The following is a 16,601-nucleotide window of genomic DNA, read 5'->3' on the forward strand; positions in this document are numbered from 1 at the left end:
CTATGTTGTATCGCTCGACGCACCGCCTCTGTCGTGGTGGCGCAGCCATGTAATACCTGTCCCATAATTCCCCTCTCTGTAGCTGGCAATACTCTACACCAGCATACAGCGGGACTAAACATCTAGGCCAGTGGGGCAGTGCCGCCAGTAAAGGGTTTTGAAAGGAGGTTCCCTGAACAATCAGGCCAGGGCCGAGCGGGAGTCAGGAAGATTTATGCTTCTGTTGGTAAAGCACGGGAACTCCTCTGAATCCAGAAATCGCCCTGTGGGAGCGCTCGCTGGACACCGCCGTATCCATTCGTCAGGCATCCATCAGAATTTGCGGCAGCGTGTCTGCCGCTCACAGGAGATAGGAGACGCGTTCACTTTCGTAATTCGCAATCCCCCAGACGTTCGCATTCTGCGAGCAGATCAATATCAGTGTGGCCTGTTCGATCGATGAAGGCAGTTGCCATTTCTTCCCGATAATCATAACCACTGCCTCCGGTCTTTCTGAACGCCAATCCACCAGAGAATGAAGCTTCTTCATCTTTCATAAGGCCTACGCGTACTGCGGTTCTGGGTGACATATATCCGTCCGCTGTGTAGAAAAAGACGCTGTGACGCAGGGCTGCGGCCAGTACCCATGCGGCAATCACAGTACTCGATATCGCAACAGCAGTAGTGATAATGGCTAGTTTCATTAAATAAATTTTCTTCTGGGCGAAGTAGAGGGATGGGCTGGTAAACCTTCAAACAGGTAGTCATCCGGCTACTCATTGGGCTGCCGGCTTTACAGCAAAAACCCCATCCCTATGAAAGCGGATGGGGCGTACCACCAGCAGTTACAACCTGGACCATTCAGGGGTTACAGGAGGAGGAGTCCTTCCCCATCGCGGTCTCAAGATCAGAGGAACGCTGTCGCCACCAGTGCTACCGTCATACCCATCAAATATGAAACGGCAAGAAGTTTTCCTATTTTCATCGCCCTTTCTCCTTGTGGTGAAAGACATGCCTATCATAGCTGTATTGTTAAGAATTTGTTATTTTCTTGTGATACTACTGTTAGGACATTTATTGATCAGCCAGGTTCCCTTCAAGGAATTTCTTCTGAGATTCTAAATAATGGCTGACGGAGCTTGAGGCGGCGAACAATGTTCGCTGGAGTGAGAGTCGCTGCGTAATGGTATGGTAATACGGCAATAGCAGGCAGCAGGAAAAACTGTTATTGACCCGGCCAGAAAATATTATGAATCCCGTCATTCCGGGCCTGACTCGGAATCCAGCAAACCGGAATCCAGCCCGCGCCCAACAATGGCGTGCCTTGAACGTCCCGGGATACCGGCTTCAGCCGATATGACGTTCGCACTGCTTGCTCGCTGACTCAATAACGGACCTCGCCTTCCTCCTGTGACGTTCGTAGAAAGCGGGATAAGCGGTCACGTTGTATATCCTTTTTCCATGGGACTATGGGACTGGCAAGTGCTTCTATCAGAGCAAGGATAAAGCATTCCCGCTTGTCTCCTGGTTCGTCCAATCCAGTCATTGACCTATTCCGTCAGTTTCTTCCTCAATATCTCATTCACCTGCGCTGGATTCGCCTTGCCTCTGGCGGCCTTCATCACCTGACCGACCAGGGCGTTGAAGGCTTTTTCCTTGCCCGCCTTGAATTCCTCCACCGATTTCGGATTGGCTGTCAGCACCTCCTGTACTAATTTCTCCAATGCGCTTGAATCGGATATCTGTCTCAACCCCTGTGATTCGATGATTCGATCTGCAAGGCTCTCATCCACTTCCTTACGATTTTTCCACGAAATACTCTCCGCACTCACCTGCTCCCACATCTGCCTGAACACATCCTTGGCGATCTTTCCAGAGATGGTTCCATCCTTGATGCGCAGAAGAAGTTGGGCAAGCTGTGCAGGAGATAGCGGACAGACATCGAACGACTTTCCTTCATTATTGAGGTAGGCAGATACTTCCCCCATTACCCAGTTTGCGCACAGTTTCGGATCTGAAGAAAGTTTTCCTACGACTGCTTCATAGTATTCGGAAATGTCGCGATCGGCGGTGAGCGCAAGGGCATCGTACATGGAAAGCCCATAGTCATGCTCGAACCGGCTTCGCATTTGCTGCGGCAGCTCGGGCAGTTCTTTCTTCACTTCCTCGATCCAGCTCCCGGAAATCTCGAGCGGCAGCAGGTCCGGGTCTGGAAAATAACGGTAATCCTGCGCGTCTTCCTTGCTTCGCATCGCGCGGGTTTCACCCTTTTCCGGGTCGAAGAGGCGTGTCTGTTGCTGTATGGCTCCCCCGTCTTCGAGGATTTCGATCTGCCGCCTGGCCTCGTAATCGATTGCTTTCTCGAGAAAACGGAACGAGTTGAGGTTCTTTATTTCGCAGCGGGTACCGAGCTTGTCCGACCCCTGCGGCCGCACGGATATGTTGGCATCGCAGCGAAAGGAACCTTCCTGCATGTTGCCGTCGCAGATGCCGATCCAGCGGACGAGCGAGTGCAGTATCTTTGCATACGCCACGGCTTCGGCGCTGCTGCGCATATCCGGTTCGGAAACGATCTCAAGCAGAGGTGTGCCGGCACGATTGAGATCGATGCCGCTCATGCCGTGGAAATCCTCGTGCAACGACTTGCCGGCATCCTCCTCCAGGTGTGCCCGCACGAGACGCACGGTTTTTTCCTGCTCTTTTCCATCCTGGACGATCTGAAGTTGGATGTGCCCCCCCTCAACCACCGGCAATTCGTATTGGCTGATCTGATAACCCTTGGGCAGGTCAGGATAGAAATAATTTTTGCGGGCAAAAATGGAAGGTGAATTGATTTTTGCTCCCACTGCCAGGCCAAACCTGATTGCACGCTCCACCGCCCCGCGATTCAATACCGGCAGCACACCGGGCAGCGCGAGATCGACAGTGCAGGCTTCCGCGTTGGGAGCGGCGCCAAAAGCGGTCGAAGCGCCGGAGAATATTTTGGACTCGGTCGAGAGCTGGGCATGAACTTCAAGACCGATAACGGTTTCCCATTGCATTTTAGAATACCTTTTCTAATACAGATGCTTTATGAGGGACGAGTAGCAGCTTGAACTGAGCCGCTCGCCACAGCTGACCAAATCTGCTCCCCTACTCCTTTGGCATCCGGGTATGCCAATCTGATGCAAGCTGATATTGATGCGCCACGTTCAACATTTGTGCCTCGGCAAAATAATTGCCGATGATGTGCAATCCAACCGGTCTGTTTTTATGCCCGAAGCCAACCGGAATGGACATGGCGGGCAGGCCTGCCAGGTTGACCGCAATGGTGTAGGCATCGGATAAGTACATCTGAACCGGATCGCTGCTTCTCTCTCCGAGGTTGAATGCCACGGTAGGGGAAGTCGGCCCCATGATGACGTCGCACTGCTCGAATGCCCCGGCGAAATCCTGCGCCATCAGGCGGCGCAACTTCTGCGCCTGGATGTAGTATGCGTCATAATACCCATGCGACAGCACATAAGTGCCGATCAGGATGCGGCGTTTCACCTCCGCGCCAAAGCCCTGCGCCCGGGTTTTCCGATACATGTCATTGAGATCCAGGTAATCGGGAGCACGATGGCCGTAGCGTACGCCATCAAAGCGCGACAGATTGCTCGAAGCTTCGGCGGGAGCAAGCACGTAATAAACCGGAACCGAAAGCTTCGTGTTGGGCAGCGAGACCTCCACCGTTTTGGCTCCCAGCTTGCGATACTGGCCGATGGCAGCTTCTACCGCACGCGCCACATCCTCGTCTATTTCCTTGACGAAATACTCCTTCGGCAGGCCAATGCGGAGACCTTCGAGCGGCTTTTCCAGGTCGCGTGTGTAATCTTCCGGTTCGCGTTCGAGACTGGTTGAGTCGCGGGCATCGAAGCCTGCCATGACGTTGAGCATCAGCGCCAGGTCTTCCGCTGATTTGGCCATCGGCCCCCCCTGGTCGAGACTGGATGCGAAGGCGATCATGCCATAGCGCGATACCAGCCCGTATGTCGGCTTGAGACCCGAAATGCCGCATAACGCCGCTGGCTGGCGGATTGAGCCACCGGTGTCCGTGCCGGTCGCGGCAGGTGCCATGCGTGCTGCCACTGCGCAGGCGGAACCGCCGGAACTTCCCCCTGGCACAGCCGCAGTATCCCAGGGATTTTTTACCGGCCCGTAAAAAGAGGTCTCATTGCTGGAACCCATGGCGAATTCGTCCATGTTGGTTTTACCAATATTGACCGCACCCCCGGCATTGAAGCGCCCGATCACGTGGGCGTCATAGGGCGAGATGAAATTCGACAGCATTTTCGAACCGCAGGTAGTGAGCCAGCCCTTGGTACAGAAGATATCCTTTTGCGCAATGGGAATGCCGGTCAGTGATTGACCGCGCCCGGATGCAATCAAGGTATCCGCAGCCTGCGCCTGGGCGAGGCTCGTCTCTTCATCGAGAGTGATGAAGGCATTGTATGTGGGATTAAGCGCCCGGGAACGCTTGAGAAATTCGCTGGTCAACTCAACGCTGGAAATTTTCCTTGCGGCAAGCATTGCGGAAAGTTGCTTGAGGCTGGCGTTCAACATGGCTGGTTTTCGCTGGATGAAGCAAAATGAAGCAAAACGTGAAAAGACTCCTGGAAGGAGAATGGGAATTACAGGGGAGTGGCCCGCAGAGATCCTGCGTGGCGTTACTCGATAACTTTAGGCACCAGATAAAGTCCCGCTTCTACCTGGGGAGCTATCGACTGGAACAGCTCGCGCTGATCGATTTCCGTGACTGCATCTGCTCTTAGACGCTGCATCACATCCTGCGCGTGCGACATGGGGGTGATCGCCGAGGTATCCACTGCCTGCATCTGCTCGATGAGGCCAAATATGCCTGATAACTGGGTCAATGTCTTGCGCGCCTCATCTTCGCTGATCTCTATGCGCGCCAGATTTGCAACACGTTTCACATCATCCAGAGACAGAGACATTTCCGGCTAAATCCTTTATAACCCTTATATTCAAATAGCTAATAGAGTATCATAGCCCGATTCTTTTCACCTGCTTTTAATCACTATCCTCCGCCACGGATTCCGTAAATCATGCTTAATTTTTTAAATAACAGTGTATTGAAGGGTTACTTTTCGACCGACATGGCGATAGATCTGGGAACGGCAAACACTCTGATTTACGTGCGCGGTCAAGGCATTGTCCTCAATGAACCCTCGGTGGTAGCGATACGCCAGGATGGAGGCCCCAACGGCAAGAAAATCATCCAGCAAGTAGGGCTGGCTGCCAAGCAGATGCTCGGGCGCACGCCGGGTAACATCGCGGCCATCCGGCCAATGAAAGACGGCGTCATTGCGGATTTCACCGTTACGGAACAGATGCTGAAGCACTTCATCAGAAAGGTAAACCCTCCGCGACTGTTTTCCGCCAACCCGCGGATTGTCATCTGCGTACCCTGCGGCTCGACCCAGGTCGAGCGCCGCGCCATTCGCGAAGCGGCTTATGGGGCGGGCGCCCGCAAGGTGGAATTGATCGAGGAACCGATGGCTGCTGCCATCGGCGCCAATCTGCCGGTCGATGAAGCCACCGGCTCCATGGTAGTCGATATAGGCGGCGGCACGACCGAAGTGGGTGTGATCTCGCTGGGCGGCGTCGTTTATTCGAGCTCGGTACGCGTCGGAGGAGACAAGTTTGACGAGGCCATCATCAACTACATACGCCGCAATTACGGGATGCTGATCGGTGAAGTAACCGCCGAATTGATCAAAAAGGAAATCGGCTCCGCATTTCCGGGATCGGAAGTACGCGAGTTGGAAGTCAAGGGTCGTAATCTGGCAGAAGGTATTCCACGCAGCTTTACCATTTCGAGCAATGAAGTGCTTGAAGCACTGACCGAGCCGTTGAACAACATTGTAAGCGCTGTCAAATCCGCACTGGAGCATACGGCGCCTGAACTCGGAGCCGATATCGCCGAAAAAGGCCTGGTGCTCACGGGCGGAGGCGCACTGCTTCGCGACATCGACCGGCTGCTCATGGAGGAAACCGGGCTTTCCGTCATCATCGCAGAAGACCCTCTTACTGCCGTCGTGCGCGGATCAGGGATTGCACTGGAAAACATGGATCAACTGGTCGGCATATTCGCCAGTGACTGATAACCTTTGCAACTGCGCTACTGCCAGATTTCACTACCGCCTTCAATGCGCTGTACCTTCCAGTACCTGAAAATCGGGAACATAAAATCTCGCACATGATAGAAATCTCCCCCCGGTTTTTCAGGCATAGCCCCAGTTTACTGGCTCGGACGGCTTTTTTTGTCATACTGTCACTGCTCCTGATGGCACTGGATAGCCGATTCAGATATCTCGGTGGCGTGCGGGAAATTTTCTCCGTGATAGTTTATCCGCTGCAGAAACTGGCTCATGTGCCCGTGTCAATGTACGATGCCGCAAGCGAACTCTTCCAGCATAGCGAGATAGCGGAGGAAAATGCCCATCTCAAGCAGCAGCATCTCGTTGACAAAGGCCAGCTCCTCCGGCTGCGTGCGCTGGAAGCCGAGAATAACCAGCTGCGCAAACTCCTGAATGCGACGCAACGTATTAAAAACAAGGCAACGGTGGCGGAAATCCTGCGCGTGCCGCATGATCCATTCAATCGCAAGGTATTGCTTGACAAGGGCAGTATGAGCGGAATCGAGGCGGGCCAAGCCGTCGTGGACGATATCGGCGTAGTGGGACAGGTTACCCGCAATTACCCGCTGGCCTCGGAAGTGACTCTCCTCACGGACAGAGACCATTCCGTTCCTGTGCAGGTGGTACGCAACGGCCTGCGTTCCATCATATCAGGCACCGGCAGGGAAGGAGTACTGGAGTTGAGGTATATGGCAATCAACACTGACATTCAGGAAGGGGACGCGCTGGTTACATCCGGGATAGATGGCGTCTATCCTCCGGGGCTTCCCGTTGCTGTAGTATCCCAGATCGACCGTAATCCCAACTATATCTTTGCGCGCATCACCTGCACGCCTGCTTCCGGTGTGAATCAGAACCAGCAACTGTTAATCCTTTCCACGCCGGCGCCTCGCGCGGGAACACCGGCAGAAGCGACCAAAATGAAGTCACGCCAGGAAGCGAGAAGACAGTGACGCTCGCTAACTCACCCAGGCACGAAATCCTGATGCCGGTCAAAGGCTGGTTTATTATGCTCAGCCTGATCGTGGCGCTACTCCTGAATCTCATACCGCTGACAGGCACTGCGCGGGCGCTGCAGCCCGATTTTGTCGCGTTGGTGATGCTTTACTGGTATGTCAACGAACCCCAGCGTGTCGGCATCGGCATGGCATTCTGGATGGGTCTGCTTATGGATCTCAGCAATGCCAGCACTTTCGGGCAGCACGCGCTTGGGTACAGTGTAATGGCGTTCATGGCACTGGTTTTCAACCGACGCATGGGTATCTTCGACGGGTATAAACAAGCTCCCCAGATAGGGTTGGTTCTGCTTTCAGGACAGATCGTCACACTTCTTGCCGCCCTCTTTGCCGGTTCTCCTTTTCCCGGCTGGAACTTCTTTCTTGGCAGCATTGTCGGCATGTTACTGTGGCCACTTCTCTCAGCCATATTGAGGGCACCACAGAAACTCTGGTCTGCTTCCGATGCAAGATGAATCACAGAATCGAGCTTCGAAGCTACTCGCGTGAGTTACAAAATTTCCGCCTGCGGCTGGCGATAAGCGCCGGCTTCATGCTGTTGCTCTTCCTGCTGCTGTTCGCACGCTTCTTTTACCTGCAGGTTTCTCAGCGTGAACACTATCATACCCTGGCGGAAGCCAATCGCATCTCCATTGCGCCCATCGTTCCCAACCGCGGCCTGATTTTTGACCGCAATGGCGTCGTGCTCGCTCATAATTATTCTGCCTACACGCTCGAAATTGTTCCGAGCAGGATCGGGAATCTCGAGCGCCTCATTAATGAGTTGACGACGGTAGTGGAGATATCTGCGCGTGACCGCAAGCGGTTCAAGAAATTGATGGAGGAGAACAGAAGATTCGAAAGCTTGCCTATCCGCACGCGATTATCGGACGTGGAGGTCGCCCGCTTCGCCGTCAACCGCTATCGCTTTCCAGGAGTAGAAATCAAGGCGCGGCCGTTCCGGCAGTATCCCAAAGGCGAGTTCGCCTCTCACGTGGTGGGTTACATAGGGCGCATCAATGACAAGGATCTGGAACGGCTGGAGGCTAACAGCGAACTCGCCAATTACCGCGGTTCCCAGCACATGGGGAAAATCGGCATCGAACAGAGCTACGAGAGAGAGTTGCATGGCATCACCGGGGTCGAGGAGATGGAAACCGACGCAGCCGGTCGTGCGATTCGCGTCATATCCCGCACAGCACCGACTGCGGGCAGGAATCTCAAGCTATCGCTCGATTCCAAATTGCAGGAAGTCGCGGAAAAGGCGTTTGGCGACCGGCGCGGCGCACTTGTCGCCATAGAACCGGCAACGGGAGACGTACTCGCATTCGTGAGCAGACCGGGGTTCGATCCGAATCTTTTTGTAGACGGAATCGACACGGAGAATTGGGAATTGCTGAATAATTCCATCGACCGGCCGCTGAACAACCGCGCTTTGCGCGGGTTGTATCCACCGGGCTCAACATTCAAACCCTTCATGGCTCTGGCGGGCCTGGAACTCAAAAAGCGTTGGCCGGAAAGTGCGATCAGCGATCCCGGCTACTTCAGCCTGCCCGGAAGCACCCACCGTTTTCGGGACTGGAAAGCCGGTGGTCACGGTCTCGTGGACCTGCACAAATCGCTGGTTATCTCCTGCGACACCTATTACTATTCGCTGGCTCATGACCTCGGGATCGATAACATCTACAATTTTACCAGTCAGTTCGGGTTGGGGAAAAAGACCGGGATCGATATCGAAGGCGAAGCCGCCGGCCTGTTGCCTTCCCAGGCATGGAAAATGGAACGGCATAAACAGAACTGGTTTCCCGGCGATACGATTTCTGTCGGAATTGGGCAGGGTTATAATCTGGCCACGCCGCTGCAACTGGCATTCGCAACCGCTGTTCTCGCCGGCAACGGCGCTGCGTTTCGCCCGCATCTCGTCAAGCAGGTCCTGGACAGCAACAACCGGGTCGTACGTGAATTCGGCACAAGTCCGCTGTACCGGCTCAAGCTGGACCCCGCCAATTTGAAGGCGGTACATAATGCACTGGTCGATGTGACCCGTCCGGGTGGAACAGCCGCGGTTGCCGGTGCAGGGGCCGCTTATACCTTTGCCGGAAAAACGGGGACTGCGCAGGTGGTTGGGGTAAAACAGGGTGAAAAGTATGAGGAAAGCAAGCTCAATGAACGGCATCGTGATCATGCGCTTTTTGTAAGCTACGCCCCTGCTGAAAACCCCAAAATCGCACTGTCCGTACTGGTGGAAAACGGTGGCCACGGCGGTGCGGCAGCGGCACCGATTGCCCGCGTGGTGATGGATTACTATCTGCTGGGTAAACTGCCTAAGGAAGCGGCTGCGCAGCCTGTCGATCAGGTGGACGAAGAGGAGGATGAGGAGCACCAGCAGGACGGGGGGGACGGGCATGGCTAGACTCCCGCACGCAGGGCACTACTTTACGCGCTACATCGACGGTTTTCTGCTTTGCGGAATTCTCCTGCTCATGGCAACGGGACTTATCACGCTTTTCAGCGCAACGGATGCCAATAGCGCGCGCGTCACAAGCCAGGCGATCAATATGCTGATTGCGCTTGGCGTGATGTGGCTGGTGGCCAACATTCCATTGGAGCATATCATGCGGATCGCCGTACCGTTATACGCGGCCGGCCTTTTCCTGCTGCTCTGTGTTGCGCTGTTCGGCGAGGTCAACAATGGGGCGAGGCGCTGGCTGAACCTGGGCATAACCCGCATCCAGCCTTCCGAACTGATGAAGATTGCCGTGCCTCTGATGATGGCCTGGTACTTCGACAAGCACGAGACAACCTTGCGGCTGCGGGATTACGGCGTGGCCACCCTGCTGCTGCTGGCTCCGGTGCTGCTGATCCTGCGCCAGCCTGATCTTGGAACCGCCTTGCTCATTGCCTCGAGCGGTTTTTATGTCCTGTTCTTCTCCGGGTTATCCTGGCGCATCATGGCGACGGTGGCAATTGCGGGGGGAGCAAGCCTTCCGCTGCTCTGGTCCATGTTGCATGATTATCAGCGCAAGCGCGTCATGACGCTTCTTGATCCGGCGCAGGACGCGCTCGGCGCCGGCTACCATACCATTCAATCCACTATTGCCATCGGCTCCGGGGGCGTGCTGGGCAAGGGCTGGCAGCAAGGCACCCAGACCCATCTTGCATTCCTGCCGGAGAGAAGCACTGATTTCATCTTCGCGGTCTTCTCCGAAGAATTCGGTCTGATCGGCAACCTGCTGCTGCTGCTGTTGTATCTGACTCTCATCGCCCGGGGGATGGTGATTGCCGCCAACGCTTCAACCCAGTTTACCCGCCTCATCGCCGCCTCCATCACGCTGACTTTCTTCACCTACATCTTCGTCAACATAGGCATGGTCATCGGCATTCTGCCCGTGGTAGGGGTGCCTTTGCCCCTGATCAGCTATGGGGGCACATCAATGGTGACAATGTTGCTGGGATTTGGTATTTTGATGAGTATCCAGACTCATCCGAAGCTTGTTAAGACGTGATACCTATGGATACAGACCTTGCCTGCCAGCTCCCCTTGCGGTCAACTGCGCGGTCAACTACACAGTCAACAGCGCGCCTGATTGCCAGGCGATGCGCCGCCGGGGTGGCTGCCCTGGCCATCCCCGTTTTCCTTACCGGCTGCGGTACCTTTTTCAAGCTGGAGAAAAGCGAGGAGAAGAACGCAAAGCCTTCATCGGTCTCCACTCTGTTTGGAGGCAAGAAAAAAGGCGGGGGTTATTACCTGGATGATGGCCCCGGTGACAATCCCCCTGCCGATCTCCATCTGATTCCTGATGCCGTTCCCCGGGAAGAACCCTTGCGCGCCTCCACCATGCGGCCTTACTCGGCTCTCGGAAAACGGTATAAACCGATGACGCGTCACGAGCGCTATAAAACGCGGGGAATGGCATCCTGGTATGGGCGCCGCTATCACGGGCAGAAGACCGCTTCGGGGGAAATCTATGATATGTATGCCATGACGGCTGCACACCCCACCCTCCCCATTCCGAGCTACGTACGCGTGACAAGCGTGGGGAGCGGGAAATCCGTGGTGGTGCGTGTCAATGACAGAGGGCCTTTCCTCTCCAATCGCCTCATTGATCTCTCCTATACGGCCGCATACAAACTGGATGTACTGGGTGGGGGCAGCGGTCTGGTCGAAGTGGAATCCATTGTGCCTGGAACGGGTAGTTTCACGCGGCTTGCCGCAGCAGCCCCTGCCCAGTATCCAGGTTCAACATCCCGTACTTCCAGGTCTCCATCCGGCTCTCCTGCTAGTCCAAACGGGGAGACAGGAACCGTAGCTGACCAATCAGTAGTGATTACTACCGAACCGGATTCCACTGAAACGCAGCCGGGGCTGTTCCAGACTGCTTTTGCGCCGGCAGTAGCTGATACGCCGCCTGCCGCCAGCCATACCGGCAATGGCGTCGCTGTTCCACCTCCCGAAACGCCTGCTGCCGTTCCTGCGGGGATCTACCTGCAGTTGGGGGCCTTCAATGCGTATGACAATGCGGATAATTTTGTCGTCCGGATGCGAAATGAATTACCATCACTGATGACGAGCCTGGATATCGTTGCAAAGGACGGCCTGTTCAAGGTTCATGCGGGCCCTTATCCTGACCGGCTCCTGGCCAGAAAGGATGCGGACAAAATCGCCGAAGCGCTGTCTATCAGGCCGGTGCTGCTGACGCGGTAGGCCGTACATCTCTCTTCACCGCTGAGCGACGCAAAACCTGCCCCCTGTCCGGCGTCTGCTGGCAGCCTAGCAGCGGCAGAAGGATTCCCGATTTGAACTTTCCGCTTTAATTTTCCGCTTCAGGCGGGCAGAATGGTATGTAAGCGGCTGTTTTGCTCGGACAATTCCTATTCACGGTTATGAGGACGGATAAAATGCAGATCAGGGATCAGGTTACGCCAGCAACGATTCTTGCAGAACTGGTCAGTCATGCCCGGGCGCAGCCTGCGGATACTCAGGGCTTCTGTCACGTAAATTGTCAGGATCTATATGGCCGGTTTTATGCCAAAGCCGAACGTATCTTCGCCTCCTTCGATAAGTATATTCCTCTGACCTGGTACCTCTGGCGCGCAGGAGAGAGCGGAACGGACATAGGGATGAGATACTCGAGCGAATCTCTTTCAGGAGGTACGGACCGGTTCATCGGGATGCGCCTGATCTCAAGCGATGAATTGGCGGCAGGTGGTAATCAGGCGTCAAAAATAGGTGCTCAGATTCGCGAATTGCAGAAAGATTACGATGCACTGCTGGAAAGATATTTCCTGCTGCTTTGTACCGACGATGAAAGACAGCAGGAAAAAATTGAGCCCATTATCGAGACGCTGAAGGCAGATGCCACCATCGTTACCGTTGTACCACGCTATGCGTGGTCTTTTTTTGCCATGGAGAATGCGGTAATCGATGCAGTGGTTGATCGTTTGATGTACCCAGATGATTATGTACGCCGCCAAGCCCGGGAGCAAGTATCAGGACTCGACAGGAGAAGGCTTGTCCTGCTGCTGTCGTGCCTGATCCACGCAGTCGAGGAAAATGGTTGTTTCACCGTTTCTGATGACTTTGTAATGCACAACAAACACTTGCAGGAGTTTGAAAAAGATAATCCGGGAGAACGCGGCTCCGTAACCGAAGATGTCACCGCGATGGACGGAAGATTTTTCTTTCGTGAAGCAGATGTGGATGGATTCGAAATCTATCAGGACAGCGTATCCGCTGTTATAGCCCTGTATTATGACGCGAAGGTTCGGTACAGCCACTCAGGGTATGAGGCCGTACACTATCTCTATACCCTCCTGGAACAAAGCGCGTGAGGCCCTAAGTGTTCACTGATGCACCGCCACCAGGATGGCGACTATATGTCTGAATAACCGGCTTTAGCCAACAGTCAGTTCAATAGATACTTCTTACTCCACTGTCACCGATTTCGCCAGGTTTCTCGGCTTATCAACATCAGTGCCTTTTTGCAATGCGACGTGGTAGGCGAGAAGCTGCAGGGGAATGGTGTGGAGGATGGGGCTGAGCAGTCCCGCGTGTTCCGCCAGACGAATGATGTGCACGCCTTCGCTTTCCTGAATGTGGGAATCGGCATCGGCGAAAACGTAGAGCTCCCCCCCACGGGCGCGTACTTCCTGCAGGTTTGACTTGAGTTTTTCCAGCAGCGCGTCGTTGGGGGCGATGGCCACCACAGGCATATCCTTATCCACCAGCGCAAGCGGGCCATGCTTCAATTCCCCGGCAGCATAGGCTTCGGCATGGATATAGGAAATTTCCTTGAGCTTGAGCGCACCCTCCAGTGCAATGGGGTAGTGCATGCCACGCCCAAGAAACAGGGCGTGGCGTTTCTCGGCGAACTTCTCCGCCCAGGCTTTCACCTGCGACTCCACCTGGAGGCTATGCTGAAGTGCGACAGGCAGGTGGCGCAGCGCAGCAATCATCTGACGCTCACTCTCACCCGACAGTTTGCCATTCAATTTCGCCAGGGTCATGGTGAGCAGCATCAACGCTGCAAGCTGTGTGGTGAACGCCTTGGTCGAGGCCACACCGATTTCCGGGCCTGCCCGGGTGAGAAAACGCAAATCCGTCTGGCGCACGAGCGCGCTTTCGGCCACATTGCAGATCGCCAGACTGTGACGATGCCCGAGTGATCTTGCATAACTCAAGGCGGCCAAGGTATCCGCCGTTTCTCCGGATTGAGAGATGCCCACGATCAGGGTGTCGGCTCCAACCGCCGGGTTACGGTAGCGATATTCGCTCGCGATTTCGACATTACAGGGGATTCCCGCCACGGTTTCAAGCCAGTAGCGGGCGACGACGCCAGCGTGGTAGCTGGTGCCGCAGGCCAGGATGAGGATGCTTCTGGTATTTTTGAAGATGTTCTCCGCCTCGGTGCCAAACAGGCGCGGAGAGATGGATTGTGCATTGAGCACCATTTCCAGCGTGTTCGCCACGACGCCGGGTTGCTCGAATATTTCCTTCTGCATGAAGTGGGCATACGGACCTAACTCCACCGCCTCGTTTGTCAGCTCACTTTCCTGCACCGCTCGTGCGACCACTGCGCGTACGCCGTCGTAACGGCAGTTGACGATGCGGTAGCCATCCTGACGCAATTCGGCGACATCGCCCTCTTCCAGATAGATCATGCGCCGGGTAACCTGCAGCAAGGCGGAAGCATCCGAGGCGGCGTAGATCCCATTTTCGCCCAAACCAAGCAGCAATGGCGCCCCATTGCGGCAAACGATGAGGCGCTCCGGCCTTGCTTCCTCCATTACTGCAATTGCATAGGCACCACGCAACTCGCCCACCGAGCGGCATACCGCTTCGAATAAATCAGGGTTTTCCCTGAGATGAGACGAAATGAGGTGAGCGATGACTTCCGTATCGGTATCGGAACTGAATTCGAACCCTGCCTCCTGCAAACGCTGGCGCAGCACCTCGTGATTTTCGATGATGCCGTTATGCACCACCGCCACCTTGGGCGTCTCTCCGGAAAAATGAGGATGGGCGTTGCGCTCGGATGGAGCGCCGTGCGTAGCCCAACGGGTATGGGCAATACCCACGTCCCCGGTAAAGTGCTGCTCATCCGCAAGCTTGCTGAGCTCGGCAACTCGCCCTGTGGTGCGTAACCGGTGCAGGCGACCATTGTTCAGAGCAATGCCGGCTGAATCATATCCGCGATATTCCAGTCGGCGCAGGCCTTCAATCAGAGTGGGAACGATATTGGTTTTTGCGACTGCACCGACGATTCCACACATCAAAAGACTCCTTTCTTACAGATACCAGCAATTGTCGTGGTTCAAGAAAACCGATGGAAAAAGGTAAAAGGCTATGCTCAATTTTGAGGCTTCGGTTTTTTTACCGGACGTTTCCACCCATCGATACTCAACTGCTTCGCTCGCGAAAGCGTCAACATATCAGGTGGGGTATCCCTGGTAATGGTCGAACCCGCGCCGATAGTGGAACCGCGGGCAACTCTGACCGGTGCTATCAACTGGGTATCGGAGCCGACAAAGACATCATCCTCGATGATGGTCTGGTATTTGTTGGCCCCGTCATAATTGCAGGTAATCGTCCCAGCGCCGATGTTGACGCTCCTGCCCACTACGGCATCTCCGATGTAGCTCAAGTGATTTGCCTTGCTGCCGGCCGCAAGGGCACTGTTCTTGACTTCGACGAAATTGCCGATGTGAACTTCGTCCTCCAGCCGGGTGCCCGGACGAATACGGGCATAAGGACCGATACGGCAATTTCGACCAATTTCCGCAGCCTCTATCAAACTGAATGGCGCGATTATCGAATTAGCGGCTACCCGCACGTCTTTCAGTATGGTGTGAGCACCCACTTTTACACCATCATCCAGTTGAACGTCACCTTCAAATATGCAGTTGATATCGATCATAACGTCTCTGCCGCAAGAAAGTTTACCGCGGATATCGATGCGTGACGGGTCAGCCAGCGCTACCCCCTGCTCCAGCAACTTATTGGCCTGCGCCGCCTGATAGATGCGTTCCAGCGCGGCGAGCTGAACCTTGCTGTTGACTCCGGTGGTTTCCCATACATAAGCGGGACTGACCGTTTCTACCTTTACCCCATCCTTCACCGCCATCGCGACAATATCGGTCAGGTAATACTCACCTTGCGCGTTGTTGTTTTCAAGCTTGTATAACCAGCGGTGAAGATAGCGATTCGGAACCGCCATGATGCCCGTATTGATTTCACCGATCTTGCGCTGGGATTCGCTGGCGTCTTTTTCCTCGACAATGGCGGCAACTTCACCCGTTTCGCTATGCCGAACAATTCTACCGTAGCCGGATGGATCAGGGAGTTCTACCGTCAGCAAACCTAACGTTTGCTCTCCCGCCGTCGCAATCAGCTTTTTTAATGTTTCGATGCTGGTCAGAGGCACGTCGCCATACAGAATAAGTGTAACGCCCTCTTTCTCGATATGAGGCAGCGCCTGCATCACTGCGTGACCCGTGCCGAGTTGGGGGACCTGTTGCGCCCAGACAAGGCTTTCATCCGCTATCGTCTGCGGGACTGTCTCACCCCCATGTCCGTAAATGACACAAGTTGTGTGGGGCAATAATGTTCGGGCGGTATCGAGCACGTGCATCAGGAGAGGTTTGCCTGCCAGGGGATGCAACACTTTTGGCAGGGCAGAGTACATGCGTTTTCCGAGACCGGCAGCAAGAACGACGATGTTCAGTTTGGACACATTCATGAAGATATCAGGACATGCGGGAACGTGTAATATTCGACCCGCAAAGGCAGATCAGCTGCCGGAAGTTAAGGTTGAAGCGGAATTTACGAATTTACGAATGAAAACCAAGTTAATTTATCATATAGCTGGCACAAATCCAAATAGAGTGTCCAACTGGAGCCGTGCGGTCAAGCTGTCAAGCTGGCCTGATTGAAGTATCTCTGCTC

At 54.8% G+C, this 16,601-nt stretch carries 13 protein-coding genes; 7 read left to right on the forward strand and 6 right to left on the reverse strand.

Going from position 1 to position 16,601, the window contains the following annotated elements:
* Positions 1-362: 362 nt before the first annotated feature.
* From AC52W5_RS06970 to gatC, 4 genes are all read right to left on the reverse strand, one after another.
* Positions 363-683, reverse strand: a complete 321-nt coding sequence (locus tag AC52W5_RS06970; RefSeq protein WP_074973981.1) for a hypothetical protein — start codon at positions 681-683, stop codon at positions 363-365.
* Positions 684-1,529: 846 nt separating this feature from the next.
* Complete coding sequence (gene gatB / locus AC52W5_RS06975) at positions 1,530-3,020, reverse strand: Asp-tRNA(Asn)/Glu-tRNA(Gln) amidotransferase subunit GatB (protein WP_495670484.1); 1,491 nt, start codon at positions 3,018-3,020, stop codon at positions 1,530-1,532.
* Positions 3,021-3,111: 91 nt separating this feature from the next.
* On the reverse strand, positions 3,112-4,563 hold the full coding sequence (gene gatA, locus AC52W5_RS06980) for an Asp-tRNA(Asn)/Glu-tRNA(Gln) amidotransferase subunit GatA (protein WP_112891342.1): 1,452 nt from the start codon (positions 4,561-4,563) through the stop codon (positions 3,112-3,114).
* Between the two features lie 104 nt (positions 4,564-4,667).
* Entirely contained in the window at positions 4,668-4,955 is a 288-nt protein-coding gene (gene gatC, locus AC52W5_RS06985) for an Asp-tRNA(Asn)/Glu-tRNA(Gln) amidotransferase subunit GatC (RefSeq protein WP_074973975.1), read from the reverse strand.
* A gap of 111 nt (positions 4,956-5,066) precedes the next feature.
* On the opposite strand from gatC, the gene AC52W5_RS06990 reads away from it, so the two are divergent.
* The 7 genes from AC52W5_RS06990 to AC52W5_RS07020 all read left to right on the forward strand — a co-directional run bounded on the left by AC52W5_RS06990 (position 5,067) and on the right by AC52W5_RS07020 (position 12,988).
* Positions 5,067-6,125, forward strand: a complete 1,059-nt coding sequence (locus tag AC52W5_RS06990) for a rod shape-determining protein (RefSeq protein ID WP_074973973.1) — start codon at positions 5,067-5,069, stop codon at positions 6,123-6,125.
* 95 nt (positions 6,126-6,220) lie between these two features.
* Positions 6,221-7,114 (forward strand): rod shape-determining protein MreC, encoded by an 894-nt coding sequence (mreC, locus tag AC52W5_RS06995; protein ID WP_495670485.1) that lies wholly within the window; start codon positions 6,221-6,223, stop codon positions 7,112-7,114.
* On the forward strand, positions 7,111-7,632 hold the full coding sequence (mreD, locus tag AC52W5_RS07000; protein ID WP_107761044.1) for a rod shape-determining protein MreD: 522 nt from the start codon (positions 7,111-7,113) through the stop codon (positions 7,630-7,632). Before mreC ends, mreD begins: the two co-directional genes overlap by 4 nt.
* Complete coding sequence (gene mrdA, locus AC52W5_RS07005; RefSeq protein ID WP_495670486.1) at positions 7,629-9,569, forward strand: penicillin-binding protein 2; 1,941 nt, start codon at positions 7,629-7,631, stop codon at positions 9,567-9,569. Before mreD ends, mrdA begins: the two co-directional genes overlap by 4 nt.
* Positions 9,562-10,662 carry a rod shape-determining protein RodA gene (gene rodA / locus AC52W5_RS07010; protein WP_495670487.1) on the forward strand — a complete coding sequence of 367 codons (1,101 nt, stop codon included), beginning with the start codon at positions 9,562-9,564 and terminating at the stop codon, positions 10,660-10,662. The genes mrdA and rodA overlap by 8 nt, the downstream gene beginning before the upstream one ends.
* A gap of 5 nt (positions 10,663-10,667) precedes the next feature.
* On the forward strand, positions 10,668-11,861 hold the full coding sequence (locus AC52W5_RS07015) for a septal ring lytic transglycosylase RlpA family protein (protein WP_495670488.1): 1,194 nt from the start codon (positions 10,668-10,670) through the stop codon (positions 11,859-11,861).
* 194 nt (positions 11,862-12,055) lie between these two features.
* Positions 12,056-12,988: a hypothetical protein gene (locus AC52W5_RS07020; RefSeq protein ID WP_495670489.1), complete on the forward strand. Its 933-nt coding sequence runs from the start codon at positions 12,056-12,058 to the stop codon at positions 12,986-12,988.
* Positions 12,989-13,081: 93 nt separating this feature from the next.
* On the opposite strand, the gene glmS is transcribed toward AC52W5_RS07020, so the two are convergent.
* The gene (gene glmS, locus AC52W5_RS07025) at positions 13,082-14,929 is read right to left on the reverse strand and encodes a glutamine--fructose-6-phosphate transaminase (isomerizing) (RefSeq protein WP_495670490.1); all 1,848 of its coding nucleotides are present in this window, start codon (positions 14,927-14,929) and stop codon (positions 13,082-13,084) included.
* Between the two features lie 77 nt (positions 14,930-15,006).
* Positions 15,007-16,395 carry a bifunctional UDP-N-acetylglucosamine diphosphorylase/glucosamine-1-phosphate N-acetyltransferase GlmU gene (gene glmU, locus AC52W5_RS07030; protein ID WP_218155110.1) on the reverse strand — a complete coding sequence of 463 codons (1,389 nt, stop codon included), beginning with the start codon at positions 16,393-16,395 and terminating at the stop codon, positions 15,007-15,009.
* Between the last annotated feature and the right edge of the window lie 206 nt (positions 16,396-16,601).

The sequence above is a fragment of the Nitrosospira sp. CT genome (assembly GCF_059489795.1).